Here is a 16,476-nt window from a genome sequence, read left to right as displayed (position 1 = left end):
CTATTCATATGACAAAATATCAATCATTCAAAAATGGCCTTTGCGCCACCATTATGGCCATCAGCCCGATTTTACTATCAGCCCAATTAGTGAAACATGACAGACTGTTGTCCTTCGAATCAACAGAAGTACCTTCATTCGTCGCCGGTATTCATTCTGATTTATCTATCTCCGGTCAACATTATAAAGACGGTACACAATCGCTCCAATGGAAATTCCAGCCGGGAGGAAGCATTATTATCCATAAGGATTTGAAATTTGAAAAGAAAGATCCGACAGGAACGGACAAATATCTGTCAGTCTTTGTGGTATGGATATATAACGAAAAACCGATAGACAAAACGCTTCAATTCGAATTTCAAAAAGACGGAAAGACCTGTAGCTCATTTCCTTTCGGATTGAACTTTCATGGATGGCGTGCTGCCTGGGTTTCTTACGAAAGAGACATGAAAGGCACTCCGGAAGAAGGTATGAACGAAATACGGATCACAGCTCCCGATGTGGCAGGGGAGATTTATATCGACCATCTGCTCACCGCTGCCAAAATGGATCATCGCTACCAGACAGCCGACTTGCAAGTTCCATTCGTGAACAAAGAGACCGGTAATCACTGGTTGTTCGCTCTGAAATATTCCAGACTAACTCCGGATATTCCATTGGAAGCAACCGTCAGCAACACTCAGAAACAAGAAATTGAAATCATAGAAAAACGCTTAAGAGAAATAATCTGTCCTCCGGGCGAAGTTACCTCACAAACAATAGCCAACTTACGCAAAGCTTACGAACATTATGGCATCGTATACAAAGACGGAAAAGTTGCCGGACTCCCTCTCTTTTATGGGCGGGCAGCCGAAGCCTACGAACGTATCCTCCCGAATTGGAAAGGCAACTTAATGGCTGCCAACAATATGGATGTAAGCAGTTTTTTCAATCTGATGAACAGAATAGCCGTAGCCTATAACAATACAACAAATCCTCAAGATAAAGCAGTGCTTAAACAAATGTTCATAGCCATGTACGACCATATCACAGATCAGGGAGTAGCTTATGGCAGTTGTTTGGGCAATATCACTCACTACGGTTATAGTTTCCGTACTTTCTTCACCGCCTATTTCCTGATGAAAGAAGTATTCAAAGAGATAGGTAAACAGGAAGAAGCGGAAAAAGCAATGCTCTGGTACTCGACAGTGAACGACGTATACAATAAACCCCAAACAGCAGGGATTGATATCGACTTCTTCAATACCCTCAGTACCGGACGTATCGCCAGCATCCTGTTTATGGAAGACACACCGGAAAAAGTACAATATCTAAAATCTTTTTCACGTTGGATCGATAACGGCTGTTTACCGGCAGAAGGTTTGAATGATGCCTTTAAAGCAGACGGCTCTGCCTATCATCATTGCAACAATTATCCGGCATATGCCACAGGTGGACTAACAGGAGCTACAAATATGATTTATCTATTGAGTCACACAGGATTCGCCGTTTCTGAATTGGCCCACCAAACGGTCAAAGAAGTACTTCTCACCATGCGTTTCTATTGCAACAAACGGAGTTTTCCTCTCTCCATGTCCGGCCGGCATCCAAATGGAAAAGGAGAATTAATTCCCAGCCATTATGCCATTATGGCTCTCGCCGGTTCTCCTGACCGACACCAAGAAATAGATACCGCCATGGCCGGTGCTTATTTGCGCCTGACAGAGAAGCCCTATAAACGCAGTAAACAGGAAGAACTATTTACGGACTTGCTGTCCGCTAAAGGATTCACCCCGGAACAAACTCCCGAAGGAAATAAGGCGATGGGATATGCCTGTGTATCGGTACAACGCCGCAACAACTGGTCTGCAGTAGCCCGCGGACATTCCCGCTATTTATGGGCTGCCGAACATTACCGGGGTGCAAACCTTTTCGGACGCTACCTGGCTCATGGCAGCTTGCAAATCATGACAGCTCCCCAAGGAGAAGAGGTATCCTCTACCAGTGGAGGATGGCAGGAAGAAGGATTCGACTGGGGACGCATACCGGGCACAACAGCCATCCATCTCCCGGTAGACCAATTGGAAGCCAACATCCTCAATGTAGATATTTTCTCAGGATATGAAGAAATGCTGTACTCAGACGAAGCATTCGCAGGAGGGATTTCACAAGAACACCGCAACGGAGCATTCGGGATGAAACTTCACGAACATGATAAATACAACGGTTCCCATCGTGCCCGTAAATCATTCCATTTCTTCGACGGAACAATCGTATGTCTTGGTTCGGATATCGAAAATACAAACAGTGAATACCCTACGGAAACAACCATCTTCCAGCTTGCCGTAAAAAGCGATGCCGACCGCAATTTCTGGAAGAACTATAAAGAAAATGAAAAATACTGGATAGACCCTGTCGGAACAGGCTACTACACTCCTGTAACAACCCAATTCGAAAAAAATTTCCCGCAATACTCCCGTATGCAAAACACCGGCGAAAAGACTCAAGGAGATTGGGTTTCGCTAACCATTGACCATGGGAAAGCTCCCCAAAACGCTTCTTATGAATACGCCATCCTTCCCTGCACCAACCAGGCTGAGATGAGTGCATTTGCCAAAAAGCCGTCGTACAAAGTACTGCAAAAAGACCGTAATGCACACATCGTACGCGATTTGAAAAGTAATACGACCTCTTATGTTTTATTCGAAACTCCGGACGCACTGCCAAAAGGACTCATACAGAAAGCAGATACTTCCTGTCTCATCTTATTACGTGAGAATAAAAAAGAAGCAGTGCTCACCGTATGCCAACCGGACCTCGCACTGTATCGGGGCCCTTCAGACGATATATACGATGAAAAGGGAAAACGTATCGAGCGCAGCATTTATTCCCGTCCCTGGATAGGAAACCCGAGCCAACCCATACCAGTACATATCGAACTGAAAGGAAAGTGGGAAATGGACAAAACTCCTTACTGCAAAATCCTCTCTTCGGATAACAAAAAAACCGTATTGGAATTCACTTGTACGGATGCAGCAAGTTTGGAAATAAAGCTTCACAAAAAATAAAATCAAACAAAGTAAAACATGAAAAGCCAAATCTTATTTATCGCATATCTTTTGATAGGAACTGCCCTATATGCCCAAACCTTGCAAGAGGTACAACAAAAAAAAGCAGAATCACAAAACCCGTTGTTTCATAAACTCGGGAAAGCCTACAAAACACCAGCCTTCGAATGTGAAGGCTGGTGGGTATGGGGAAGTTCTGTCATCAAAGGAGAAGATGGCAAATACCATATGTTCGTATCCCGCTTTCCTAAGTCTCTTCCTTTCCATCCGGGATGGATGGTAGCTTCGGAAATCGTACATGCAACCAGCGATGTTCCACAAGGACCTTACCAGCTCTCGGACATTGCATTAAAAGAAAGAGGTGCCCAATATTGGGACGGACGTTCTGCTCACAATCCCCGAATTTTAAAAAGCGGAGATACTTATTATTTGATCTATATGGGATCTACCCACCCTTTTGACACTCCTACAGCCGAACAACTTACATTGGAAAGCCCGTGGTGCATCGTGGCCCGTAGCAATAAAAGAGTAGGTATCGCCAAATCAAAATCACTCTACGGCCCATGGACACGTCTGGATGAACCCATATTGAAGACCAAGCCCAACACCTTTTATAGTTTTCTGACATCAAACCCCTCTCCTATTGTAGAAGAAGACGGATCGGTAACAATGATATTTAAAGGAAGAGAATATATCGGTAATGACAAATACTCTGATATGGCATTAGGAATCGCTAAAGCAAAACACATAGAAGGCCCTTATGAAGTGCAGAACAACAATCAGCCCATCTTTCAAGTAAACGGCCAGGGAGAAGCCGAAGATCCGTTCCTATGGAAAGATAAAGAAGGATATCATATCATCTTCAAAGACCATGTAGGAAAATATACGGTTGAATCCAAAGCCGGAGCAATGGCACACTCCAAAGATGCTATTCGCTGGACAGTAGATAAGGATGCACAAGCTTACTCCAAAACCGTGGAATGGGAAGATGGCACAGTTACAACTCAAGGACAATTAGAACGCCCGTTCATCTTGTTTGAAAATGACAAACCTGCCTATATATTTTTCGCAACAATGGATGGTCCCGGAGGATTTGATAATGCAACACGGTCATGGAACATGGTAATTCCGATTGCAAAATAGCAAGACAAAAAAACGAATTCACCTCGTACCCAGAAAGAGAGTCATAAGATCTTTTTGGGTTACCTTTATTTCTCTACAAAAAGGCAGTAAGAAACGAGCTATATCAACATAAAATCAGAAGATATACACTTCTTTCGAAAAATGAGATCGAAGATACAATGTTAAGTTTTCATTCAATTAAAGCCAAATAAAAACACCAAAGGGTTGTCCGTATAAGAAATATTCTTTAGTTTTGTCCGATATTTCAAATTTCGGTTATACTTGTTTGGTTCTGTTGAACCAATTCAAGCGGAAGTATAGAATCTTATGGATCAATTCGGCTGTATGAAATCTTCTCTATATTACTTGATTTTTGCCTTTTGGTATATCATCTCTTTATTGCCATTGAGATTGCTTTATATATTCTCTGATTTGCTTTATTTTCCCCTTTATTATTGCATCCGTTACCGGCGGAAAGTCGTTCGGCAAAACTTAATCTCTTCATTCCCGGAGAAAAGCTTAAATGAGATTTTATGCATTGAAAAAAGATTTTATTCTTATTTCTGTGATTATCTGATGGAAACGGTGAAATTATTCTCCATGAGTAAAAAACAGATGCAAAAACGAATGCATTTCGAAGGAATCGAGCAGATTACAGAAGCTTTCCAAGCAGGTCGTTCTTGTTCGGTATACTTAGGGCATTATTGTAATTGGGAATGGATCAGTTCGCTTCCTATGCATTTGGGCAATGCAGGGATTAGCGCACAAATTTATCATCCATTGGAGAATAAGGCTTTTGACCAGCTTTTCCTATACATGCGCGGACGTTTCGGGGCTACATCCATACAAATGGACGACACTTTCCGAACCATTTTAGGCTGGAAAAAAAGGGGGCAAAAAAGTATCGTAGGTTACATATCAGACCAAGTTCCCGGATACAATAACATCCATTATTGGACAGATTTCCTTAATCATGACACACCGGTGTTTACCGGTGCTGAGCGAATCTCCAGAATAGCAGATTGTGTAATCTTTTATCTGGACGTATACCGTCCTCAAAGAGGATATTACAAGGCTCGCTTTCTAAAAATAGCCGACTCAACGAAAAACCTGCCCCAATTTCAGGTAACTGAACAATATTTCCGTTTATTGGAAAAAACAATTCAACGCGAACCGCCATATTGGCTTTGGTCGCATAAACGCTGGAAACGTACACGTGAAATATATAATCAGCTCTATCCGAAAGAAATACAGGAAAAAAAACTTAGCCGGCTTTAATTCCGTGACAAGAAGCCGTCTATACGGAAATACGGCTTAAATAGAAAAACAGCAATGTTCTGAATTTCCGCAATGGATTTTCCGTCAGTTTATTGATATAAGTTACAAATGGGTTCTCCACAGGGCTGCTCATGTCTGCCCCACGGATACCTTCTGCTGAAATTCGGGATGCCAATACTGCCTGCCCACCCGAAAGTCTTTTTTCCATCCTTTCCGGTATCAGATAATATCGTCGCAAATCTTTCGACATGCAAATACAACCGGTCAACACTGCCTGGTCGTGCCTATGTTCTTTAACAGAAGGATTTTCCTTAAAGCGCTCGTCTTGATGAATATCAATAAACAGGTGAGGATGGGTTGTTGCCAATTGATACCATCGCTTTATCACTTCATTACTTTTTGTCTTTTTTATCATGAAAAAAGTAGCTTGTATCTGATAGGCATTTCTCCACAGACTATTATTCGGATTGAAAAAAGTAAATACTTCCTTTTTACACCATTTCTTGTTCTTGCCCTTCGTTATAAAGAAAATGGCCTCTTTTCTTTTAAGTATTCGAAAATAGTCTTTCCAATCCGTATGCCTCAACAAAGTACATCCGGCATCAGCATACACAATGATATCCCCCTCATCAACCTTGCTCAAAGCATCAAAAAGAACATACGGTTTCCATAACCAATACCCGCCTCCCCTTTCGTATTGTCTTACATATTCTTGAAACAAATCCGGAAGTAATTTATCGTTGTAAAGATGAATTTCATCAAAAATCTCCAATGCCTCCGCTTCTTTTTTTATCCGTTGCAAGGAATCTTTATACTTCTGATCACCATATGTAATGAAAACCTTCTTCATTGTAAAATGTTTCAAAAAATTAAATCAGCATCATTGTTTTTATACATTTTATTATTATATAAAAACACTACAAACATTCAAATCCAATATCTTTTTACAAAGATAGTTAAAACAATAACATATTATAAAATATAGATGAAAAACAAATAAATTTCATCTTATATTCATCTATCATTGTATCCAATTGTAAAATTTGACACCTAACAACTAACCATTTCATTCTCATCGGGGATATTTAGAAAGAGAAATATGATAAAAACACGTATCCAATATCAAATTAAAAACATATCTGTAATAACAATAACAAGGTTATATAAAAACAAAAACCGACCCTCGGGCCGGTTTCAATCATAGGTTAGAAGAATTACGAAATCGAAAGGTTATCGAATCATAACCTTTTCCGTTTTATCATTGATTTTCACGATATAGCATCCCTGTTGTTCAAGAGTGAAACGTGCCGTACCATCTACATCAACCGTTTTAACGGCTTGTCCGGCAACATCATACACAACTGCCGTTCCTACAGCATTCACAACGAAAACATCGTTTCCTGCCGTATAAACTTTGGTCTGTACAGATTGCTCTACATTTCCTATACCCACGGCGTCTTTATCAATCAGTTCAATGTACACCGGTTCACCTTCGGCAAGGGTCAAGGTTATCATTGTCGTATTATCACTCTGAGGAGTAACTACAATTCCATCGACATCCTGACTCAATACCCATTCTCCATCGACAACGATATTTGTCTCTGTAGGAGTAGCTACCCAACCATAAGTTTCATCATCCTTCGGACGTAAATTAGGATTCGCCACTGCTAATGAAAGCGTTTTCTTTTCAGTATCCAGTTTTTCCATCAACAGCATCTCTGAACCGGTAGATTTCACACAACCGAAATTCAAATCACTCATAGCAGTAAAGATAGAATAAGCTGTAACATTAGCAGGCTTGTAAGTCAGAGCATGCAATTTCTCATTTTGAGCTTTTATCTCAAAAATTTCCCCGCCATTATTAGCCATCTTAGCAGCCAATTGAGTCATATCCGTAGTATTCGTTGCCGGAACAGCCACAAATACATATTTTTTATCGGAAGTCTTTACACCATGATCAATATAAGCTTTAGCAGCAGTTACAGTAACAGGACTATCCACATTGTCACCTGTCTCGTTCGGAGACTCTTGTTCACCATGCTTAATAACGATCGGATCGTTTCCTTTCGGCACGAAATAACCGGTACCTTGAGGTGTTACCATCCATAAATCAGCAGACGAATCATTTGTTTTAGCTTCCGCACCGGCCGGCATTGTCTCACCATTTATTATCAGATCACCACTAACATCAGAATCAATACCCTGGAATAAGTTAGTTGCAGTAATCATATCATCACTATACGAACCGGATGCAGAGATATTGCTACCTAAGCTGATCAACATTCCATCAAATGCATATACAGACTTTTTAAAGGTCAGATTAGTCGGAGTGAAACGCTGGCTTCCCCAAGAATCATCCTGATCAAATTCTGCTCCGAACATACCACAATCTTTCCAAGCCAATGCACCGGCAAAGTTCGTCGTTTTGGAATATTGGTCGAAACGATCGGTTACATTCTTATTCGGCATCATTTCTTTCCACGAAGTATAATGTACGGTAGTTGAACCGGCTTCTACATTCCAATCCCATCCACCAGTTTCTTTAGTTGTACTGTTATCATTGTCTTTTTTCGGGAAACCGGAATTCTCCATAGCCCCGTCATACATTATCTCAAGAGTTCCATGAGCCTGATAACGACCAAAACGATTCGTTTTACTATAAATCTCACCTCCCCAGAATTTTGTAGTCGGACAACGCATGGTAGCCACCCAATTATCCTGACGGTAAATACCGGCCGGACTATAATTAAATTGATAGAAACCATCCATATCTGCCTTGTTGACTCCAGAATAGAAATCTTCCATAAAGAAATAATTGTATTGAGAAGCTAACTCTGAATCAATACCAGTACCCATAATATCGCCACCAACTTCTACCAGTGTCTTGAACAAGTCTTTTGTAAAAGTCATTTCTGTACCACCTACCAATGGATGGCGTCCAGCCAAACTATTGGCAGAAAGTTGTATCTTGCCATCTTCAGATTTTGTAGACATGATATACATTGATACTACCGCTTTTTTAATACGTTCATATGCATCCTGGTTGATTCTGAAGCAAGTACCTTTAAGTTTTCCTATATATTCTACCCAACTTCTATATGCATACATATAATTATTATAATGGGTGTTGTGATGGAATCCCGTTCCATCCGGCTTCAAAATATCATTCGACCCCGGAGAGTATTCACTAGCATTTTCTAACAATCTCGTTAATGCTTTCATATTTTCAATTGCTACATCTTGATCCGGATAATTGGCAGCACATCCATACAAATGTGGCAAGAAATTATAAATATAATCTGAACTCTGGTTAGGGAGCGTGTATTCTAATGGTGCATAAGCCAAATTAAATTCCACAATCCACTTCACTGCTTTGATAATTTCAACTTTCTGTGCTTCCGTATAAGCATTCATCGCATTAAGGAAACCTGCAGGAATTGCTTTTACATTTGTATAATCACTATAAGTAAGTCCACTGAAATTATATAAGAGTCCTTGATCTATTATATGATCAACCAGATTATTAAATGCAGTTTTTACCTGTTGGTTACTAATAGATGCAGCTAAAATTTCAACATCAGAAGATAACTCATTTAAATAATCCAAAGTCAACTCTTTAGGAGTAGGCATCACATCACCAGACACAGTACCATCACTATTTCTCACAATATTCATTGCAGAAACTTTACTAAGCAACTCCCTGATCTTACCGGTATTACCAGTTGGGGTTCTACCAAAGCCCAATTTCAATGTATTGAAATCACTTATTTCCATATCAGTTGCCTTTTCCGGGATTATATCTGCGCCAAAAGCATACACCTTCAACAAACGTGAATTATCTTCACTGAGATAGGCTGCATCCAATACCATCATGTCCGGATATTGACGTTTACTATCCACTACAGCATTAAAATCTACATTGTCAAAAAATATCTTTTGCCCATCGCCCTCTTTTGCAGCATAAGTAAATCTTACTTTTTTCACTTTTCCATTAGCTTTATTCTCATATTCATTATATGGGCGACTAAATTCACGCCATCCCTTAAAGTTTACGAGAATCGTAGCTCTCTTCACAACTTCATCGTCAGCATCCAGAAACTCTGTATAAATAGTATCATTATTAGCATTCATACTATAGATATTAAAGAATGCTGCATTTTGATCACTAACGGTCAAATTATCACTAAACCCAATCTCCACTGTTGCTTTATCAGCAGCGTCCCAACATAAAGACTGCACTCCTTTCTTAAAATGCTCTTTAGTTAGACTAAGTTCACTTCCTACAGCTTTCCATTCCGTAGGAACTACCGTTTCCTCAAAGTCATATTGAATAATCAACTTCTGATCTTCATCATCAATATCAGCAATTTTCGCAAAACTTACATTATCAATATAAACTGTGGCATTTTCCTTATTACCTAAAAAACAAATATTCAAATTAGTCAAATCAATATCTGTTGCATTCTTCACAATCCCTTGATCAAATGTCCACTGGTACATACTATTAGCAGTCTTTGACAAGTTAAAGTCCACATAGTATTCTTTCCATGTATCTGTTAAAGTAAAACTTTGCCAGCATCCGTACCAACTTTGAGTTGGATCACTCGGTTTCCCAGTTTCCTTGATAAAGAACTTATTTACATTACTATTATTTTCATCCGTAGCACGTGTATAAACTCTTAATTGGCCACCGTCATCCGAACGTCCCAAAAATGAAAAGCGGTAAATCCCAAGGGGAACAGTACCATCAATACGCTGAGATAAAACTGTCGTATACCAAGAAGAAGTTTTTCCAGTAATAGCAGCCACCTTACCTTGTGTTGTATCGTCACTCACACCAATAGTTACAACATTTGTTTCATATTGATCTTTATAAGCAACCCATTGTCCACAAACAGTAGGTTCTTCCAACTGTAAAGTTAAATCTGGATTAGATTCAAAATCTGCATCCTTTACCAAGTTTTCACCTGGTTGGTCAGGGTCTTCCGGATCAGACATATCTTTGACAAGAGTAAGCGAAACACCATCAATTAATATTGTCTTATCTGCGATATCACCTTGAAAACAAATACTAAAATCAGTCAAGTCAATATCATCGGCATCAATAGCGTCACTCAAAGGTGCACTGTACATACTATTAATCGTTTTTGTAAAGTCAAATTCAACAGAATATTCAACCCATTCCGCAGTCAAAGCTGTACTATAAAAAGAACCATACCATTTTGATGAAGGATCAGAAGGTTTTCCAGTTTCCTTAATAAAGAATTTTTGTACATCTTTACCACCGGCATCCGTGGTACGAATATAAACCTTGGCCTTACCTCCATCTGTTGATTTACCCCAGAAAGAAAGTTTATAAATTCCCTTTTTAGCAGTAGTTTCAATTCTTTGTGCAAAAAATGAGGTATACCAAGAATAAGGTTTGCCTGTATAAGAACCGACTTTACCCCTAACTGCATCATCAGCAACAATATAACTGATATTATTTTTCTCATTTTTAGCATCTGTATACGTTACCCATTCGCCGAAAACAACTGGGGTCGCATCAAATGTCTTAGTAAAATCTGCATTTTCAAAATCAGAATCTTTAATCAACTCAGTTGGAGTCTCCGGATCCGGTTCTGATAAATCCTCCACTAATTCCAATTGTACATCATCAATCAAAATCGTTTTATCAGCAACATCACCTTGAAAACAAATACTAAAATTAGTCAGATCAGTCTCATCCGCATCAACAGCATCACTCAACGGCACGCTGTACATACTACCTATCGTCTTGGTAAAATCAAATTCTACAGAATATTCTGCCCATGTAGAAGTAAGTGAAGTATTGTAGTAAGAACCATACCATTTAGATGAAGGATCAGCCGGTTTACCGGTTTCTTTAATAAAGAATTTCTGCACATCTTTCCCATTTGCGTCAGTCAAACGAATAAAAACTTTAGCTTTACCTCCATCTGTCGATTTTCCCCAAAAAGAGAGTTTATAGATTCCTTTTTTAGCAACGGTTTCAATCCTCTGCGCAAAAAATGAAGTATACCAAGAATAAGGTTTGCCTGTAAAAGATCCAACTTTACCTCTCTCCTGATCATCTACTATATCATAAGAAGTAACATTCGTTTCTTTGGCATCTTTATAAGTTAACCATTCACCATATAAATAAGGTTCCGCATCGAATACTTTCGTAAAATCAGCATTATCAAAGCCAGAATCCTTTATCAGATTTACAGTTGTAGTTGAAGTTTGTGAGGTCTGTACCATCTCTTCATACCACATTACCGCATTAGGAGCAAACCATGCCGAGGCTAATCCGGCACAGCCCAAAAAGGACAGTGTTAAGAAAATGTTTTTCATAAATTTTATTGATTTTGTGAAGAAGTTACCCTTCATTAAAGGATAACTTCTTCGAATTATTTTCTAAAAAACGTAAGAATCGTTAACGAGGATTTTGGGTAAATCCACAAGATTGTACTTCCTCAGAAGGAAGAGGCATCAAATAAACATTTCTATTATCTTTAGTCACACCATAGCTATCAATCCCTTCCTTTATTCTTGGAGTGAACTGATTGGCATCCCAAACCTTTTCCGTTCTGACGAGTTGGAACCAACGTTTAAATTCACAAAAGAATTCCCAACCTCTTTCGTCAAATACCGCTTTATCAAACTCTTCTTCATCCAAATTCGGAGTTAAGGGATTATCAATACCACCCATAGCACGTTTACGAACTTTATTGATCTGCTCATAAGCAAATGTATTGGGTCCATGATCCGCCTTGTTCTGAGCCTCGGCGTACATTAACAAAACATCAGCATAACGATAAATAGGTGTTATACCCAACGACTGAGCAGAATTAACGCCTCCATAATCACGATATTTATTAATAGCAGGAGATCTCATTGTCGTATTTTTAAAGCTAACTTTCCTTCTATTAATAATAAATTCATCTATAAAGTTAAACTCTTTACGCTCGTCCTCCGGATATCTTTCATAGAAACAGGAATCAGCTACATAATCAGACCAAGCCGACGTAGATTCTTCTGTAATATAATAAGATTTACCATAATTACTGTACATGTCCGTAGAATGATTCAATGCAAAGATATGTTCTTTATCATCACTTTTAGTAGCTTCTTTCCATAAATCCTCATAGTGATCAACAAGATCATAACCACCATCTTCTATTATTTCAAAAGCTTTATCTCTTGCATCTGCATAATACTGAGTTTGTTTCAACGGCCAACCCGCCATTGTCAAATAAACTTCTGCCAGACAAGCTTTAGCCGCCCATTTAGATACCGTAGAATTAGGAGCATCAGAAACACGACCTCGGTTAGGCAACAACGTTTCTGCTAATTGTAAATCAGGAACAATCAATTTCTTATAAATATCTTCTACACTATTTCGAGTAATTGTTGAATTACCCAAAAAATCTGTAGCACATTGTGAATCGGTAAACGCTGGTACGTCACCAAACCAACGAACTAAATTAAAATGAGCAAATGCTCTCATGAAGTAAGCCTCACCCAAATATTGTTTCTTTTCTTCCTCTGTCATTGAAGATGTTGCCGTCAGACCCTCAATCAACTGATTACTTCCTTGTATCAACTTATACATATTGTCCCACATTGTCATGAAGTCATTTTCCATACTCGCCATATCGACATGCAGTTGATCCCAATGAACACCACGTTTAGTATAAGAACCACAAGAAACATCATCAGCTCCCAACCCCATTAATATCGTACGACAATTGTATGCATAGTTACCTCCCCAAAGAGAAGTATATAAACCATTTGCCAAACTTGTCACATTTTCTTCTGTATATTCAATATTCTCAGGTGTAGGAAAACTTAAAGGCTCCTGAAGCAAATCAACACATCCGGTAAGCAATATACCACTAATCCCAAATGTTATAATTAGTTTTTTCATACTTTGTAATTTTAATTTTAGAATGCGAAATTAAGCCCTATCAAATAGTTGCGTCCATTAGGATAATATCCCCAATCGATACCAGAAGTCAGTGGACTTTTCAATGTTACCTCCGGATCAATTCCAGAATATCCCGTAAACAAGAATGGATTCTGGATAGATGCATAAATTCTAAGTTTACTAATGCCTGCCTTACTTAGGTTTGCATTCGACAAAGAATATCCCAATGTTATACTTTTCACCTTTACAAAATCACCTTTTTCCACAAACTGAGAGGAAGGAGTCAAAGCATTAATTCCCTTCACAAACCCTACAATATCCGTATTTTCATTCTCAGGAGTCCAACGATTAGCCCATTCCGGATTAGGACCTAAATTAATAAGTCCATTAGTAGCAAAACGAGCTTCCCGTGTATAATTATAAATATCAAACCCGTGTACTCCCATAATAAATATACCCAGATCAAAATTTTTATAAGTCAATGTATTATTCCATCCCCATTGGAAAGACGGCTGGCCATTACCAATAGCTGTTTGATCATCTTCTGTAATACCTTCAACCCCATCAATATCTTTAAACTTATACGATCCGGCTTCTGTTCCGGCAGGAGCATCCGCCAATTCCCAAGATTTCCATACACCATCACTTACATATCCCCACATTGTAGCCAGTTTTTTCCCTTTTACATTACGGAAATATTTATTTTCATAATTTCCACTAATAACCATATAAGATTTATCACTATAAAGTTCCTCAATAGTGCCTTCATTATGAGACAAAGTAATATTTGTATTCCAATTAAAATCTTTAGATACAATAGGATCAGCTCCAATCGTTATTTCAAAACCTTTATTCAGGATATGGGCAGCATTCTCCAATCTACTGGAAAAACCTGTATAATGTGGAGCATCTACCTCTAAAAGTACATCCTTACTCAACTTATGATATACGTCCAATGATACAGTCAAACGATTATTAAATGCACCGAAATCAATACCTCCATTCCATTGTTGCGTTCTTTCCCATCTCAGATTAGGAGTTCCGATGCGTTTAGTAGATAAAGCTAAATGATTCTGAGCATCTCTAGTAGCTTCTAATTCTGTATATGCCGAATATGGTTCTACTGCCTGATTACCAGTTTCACCATAGCCAACACGAAGTTTCAACTGACTCAAAAAATTGACATCACGCAAGAATCTTTCTTGTTTTACATTCCACGCCAAAGCAACAGAAGGGAATTGTTCCCATCTATTATCTTTATCCAAACGAGAAGAACCATCATAACGCCAAGAAGCCGTCAACATATATCGGTCCATAAGTACATAGTTCACACGCCCCATCCAAGACATCATTGCTGTTTTCGTTCTTTCACCGGAAGCATACATCACATCACCTAAAGCTGTATTATTAGCACCTATTATCGTTGATACTAACCCGCCTTTAGCTTCAGTTTTATGAATAAAGTCATCAGAATACATTTGCTCAAACACAGCCGTAGCATTAATTCTATGATTTCTATTAAATTCTTTCACATAAGATAAAATATTCTGATTGGTCCAACTATAATTATGTGTACTAGTAGCAGTAGCACTTGTTTTATCTCCATTTGCCATCACAGTAGTATAACTATCTCTTCCATAAGTTGACCGAGATACATTATCTCCAAAAGTAAAACCTTGCGTCATTCTGAAAGTCAAACCTTTCAAAAGGGTTACATCAACATAACCTTGTATACGAGAAGTATATTTATAACCATCAGTATCTATTTCCCAAATATGTCCCATTGGATTATATTGGGGACCCGTCAAATTTGCATTATTATAATTTCCATCTTCATCTTTAGGCAAAATAGTATTGGGGAATATTAAAGATTCTATCAATACTCCACGATACTGACTGAAACGAGGACCTTGGCTTTTTGAATAATTACCCCAAAGATTAGCACCAAACTTTAGCCATGATTTAATCTCAGTATCAACCTTTAAACGATAATTATAGGTATCTGCACTTGAACTTTTAGCAGTACCTTGATTGTTATTATAACTTCCAGAAAATAAAAATTTAGTTTTTTCACTACCGCCAGAGATGGAGAGTTCATGGTTATTCTCAATAGCAACATCACGGAAAACATTCCCTACGTAATCATATACATTTTCACCTCTATCAAAAGCGGCAATTTGCTCATCAGAATAAAAGCGATACGGCTCCCCTGTATCAGTAGCCGGATAAAGTGCCGCTCCATATTCATTTGCCACTCTTGCAAAATCACCGGGAGCCATAACATCAGGAAGACTATAAGGGGTCTTAAAATTCACATAACCACTGTACTCTACTCTTACTTTTCCTGCTTCCGGATTACGGGTTGTTACCAATATTACACCGTTAGCACCCCGAGAACCATATATAGCTGTAGCAGAAGCATCCTTCAAAACCTCAATAGAAGCAATATCCGAAGGATTCAATGAACTTAATGAACCTCCAATAAAACCATCGATTACTACTAACGGACCGCTATCTGCCTGCACGGAATTCATACCACGTACACGAATAGTAGAAGAAGATCCCGGTTGTCCAGAAGAAGAAACAATACTTACACCCGCCAAACGCCCCTGCAATGAAGAAGTTATATCAGCAGCAGGAGCATTTTTCAGAACCTCGCTACCTTTTACAGATGCAACAGCACCAGTTAAGTCTGATTTACGTTGTACACCATATCCGACAACCACAACTTCCTCTAAAGCTTGTGTATCGTCAACCAATTGTATGGTAAAACTCTTCTTACCTGCAACATTCACTTCCTGAGTTTTAAAACCAATATAAGAAATTACCAATGTAGCATTAGAAGGTACATTATCCAACTTGAAATTTCCATCAATATCCGTAATCGTACCACTTGTAGTCCCTTTTACCAAAACGGACGCCCCGATTACACTTTCTCCGAGACTATCAAGAACCTTACCTGTCACAGTAGAGTTCCCTTGTGCCAACGTAGTTTGTGTCAATAGAAAACTGACAACAAAAAAACAGACAAACTGCATCGACAATAAAATAACTTTCTTCATAGTGTTATAATTTTAAATTATTAAAAGGAAATACAAA

The 16,476-nt window shown here is 38.7% G+C and carries 7 protein-coding genes; 3 read left to right on the top strand and 4 right to left on the bottom strand.

Annotation, left to right across the window (positions count from 1 at the left end; translation table 11 throughout):
* Positions 1 to 8 precede the first annotated feature (8 nt).
* The 3 genes from QVP90_RS08205 (at position 9) to QVP90_RS08195 (ending at position 5,447) form a co-directional block, all read left to right on the top strand.
* On the top strand, positions 9 to 3,047 hold the full coding sequence (locus QVP90_RS08205) for a chondroitinase family polysaccharide lyase (RefSeq protein ID WP_021936143.1): 3,039 nt from the start codon (positions 9 to 11) through the stop codon (positions 3,045 to 3,047).
* Between the two features lie 18 nt (positions 3,048 to 3,065).
* Positions 3,066 to 4,190: a glycoside hydrolase family protein gene (locus tag QVP90_RS08200; RefSeq protein WP_007479399.1), complete on the top strand. Its 1,125-nt coding sequence runs from the start codon at positions 3,066 to 3,068 to the stop codon at positions 4,188 to 4,190.
* Positions 4,191 to 4,514: 324 nt separating this feature from the next.
* Complete coding sequence (locus QVP90_RS08195) at positions 4,515 to 5,447, top strand: lysophospholipid acyltransferase family protein (RefSeq protein WP_044093850.1); 933 nt, start codon at positions 4,515 to 4,517, stop codon at positions 5,445 to 5,447.
* A gap of 19 nt (positions 5,448 to 5,466) precedes the next feature.
* Here QVP90_RS08195 and QVP90_RS08190 read toward each other — a convergent pair whose 3' ends face one another.
* The 4 genes from QVP90_RS08190 to QVP90_RS08175 all read right to left on the bottom strand — a co-directional run bounded on the left by QVP90_RS08190 (position 5,467) and on the right by QVP90_RS08175 (position 16,439).
* On the bottom strand, positions 5,467 to 6,297 hold the full coding sequence (locus QVP90_RS08190) for a hypothetical protein (RefSeq protein ID WP_005927663.1): 831 nt from the start codon (positions 6,295 to 6,297) through the stop codon (positions 5,467 to 5,469).
* Positions 6,298 to 6,677: 380 nt separating this feature from the next.
* On the bottom strand, positions 6,678 to 11,801 hold the full coding sequence (locus QVP90_RS08185; RefSeq protein ID WP_021936142.1) for a DUF4627 domain-containing protein: 5,124 nt from the start codon (positions 11,799 to 11,801) through the stop codon (positions 6,678 to 6,680).
* 82 nt (positions 11,802 to 11,883) lie between these two features.
* Positions 11,884 to 13,377 carry a RagB/SusD family nutrient uptake outer membrane protein gene (locus QVP90_RS08180; RefSeq protein ID WP_005927669.1) on the bottom strand — a complete coding sequence of 498 codons (1,494 nt, stop codon included), beginning with the start codon at positions 13,375 to 13,377 and terminating at the stop codon, positions 11,884 to 11,886.
* 17 nt (positions 13,378 to 13,394) lie between these two features.
* Positions 13,395 to 16,439, bottom strand: coding sequence for a SusC/RagA family TonB-linked outer membrane protein (locus QVP90_RS08175; RefSeq protein ID WP_021936141.1), 3,045 nt, complete (start codon positions 16,437 to 16,439; stop codon positions 13,395 to 13,397).
* Between the last annotated feature and the right edge of the window lie 37 nt (positions 16,440 to 16,476).

It is taken from the genome of Bacteroides sp. CAG:189 (assembly GCF_000432295.1).
Taxonomy (GTDB): Bacteria; Bacteroidota; Bacteroidia; order Bacteroidales; family Bacteroidaceae; genus Bacteroides; species Bacteroides salyersiae.
This window is presented reverse-complemented; position numbering and strand designations above follow the sequence as displayed.